The sequence below is a fragment of the Musicola keenii genome (assembly GCF_014855505.1).
GTDB lineage: Bacteria > Pseudomonadota > Gammaproteobacteria > Enterobacterales > Enterobacteriaceae > Musicola > Musicola paradisiaca.
This window is the reverse complement of the sequence record NZ_JAAWVW010000058.1, coordinates 1-716: the sequence shown is the minus strand read 5'-3', so window position 1 is coordinate 716 and position 716 is coordinate 1. Positions and strand designations below refer to the sequence as shown.

Annotated in this window: 1 protein-coding gene; it reads right to left on the bottom strand. The window is 31.6% G+C overall.

The features are described 5' to 3' along the window. Window positions 1-682: hypothetical protein (locus tag HEP82_RS19810; protein WP_192459612.1), on the bottom strand; the 682-nt coding region annotated here is incomplete at its 3' end. Window positions 683-716 lie beyond the last annotated feature (34 nt).

Below are 716 nucleotides of genomic sequence, written 5' to 3'. Positions count from 1 at the left end.
TAATTACTTCTTTTTTTTTTATTAATAAATTAATATTTTCTTTTTTATTACAGTTTGTTTTAGCTGATTTATAAGAGTAAAAAACCATGGAGATTAAATGTCCGATTTCGGCTCCTCTGAACGGTAATTCATTTAATATTTTAACGATTGAATAATAACGTTCTTTGTGACCAGCTATCGCTGTTGGAATTTTTAACACATCAACTACAAATTTATTATTGGGGTCATAATTGTATACAGTTTGACTATAAACATGGAAATTATATTTTTTAAGCTCTTTTAAAACAGACATCCATTCAAGACTAATTAACACTGACCAAAAATAGTAACATGCCTCGGGATCTTTTTTGAGCCAGACAATACTCTCTATGGGAGCGAGATCTCCCTTAGAATCATTTATAAGATGCTGAAGGTACAACAGAGGAGGTGATTCTTTTCTGGACTGTATAGCCGATATAATGAACTCAGACATTGCAACAGCATTGTTAGCGATATCAGGGAATATAGAATTAGCATTAGTAATATTAAGCGACAACAACACTTTTCGAATTGTCAGCAGTGGATATGTCAAAATATATTTCCTAAGCGAAATCGTATCCTCTCCTATCAAAGGCTGAATAAGCCTAGCCTTTAATCTTTTTATTTCGTTTTCATGATCATTATTCAATTGCTCATCACTCATTTTGAAATGCCGTGCTTAATCATATAGTTAAAAG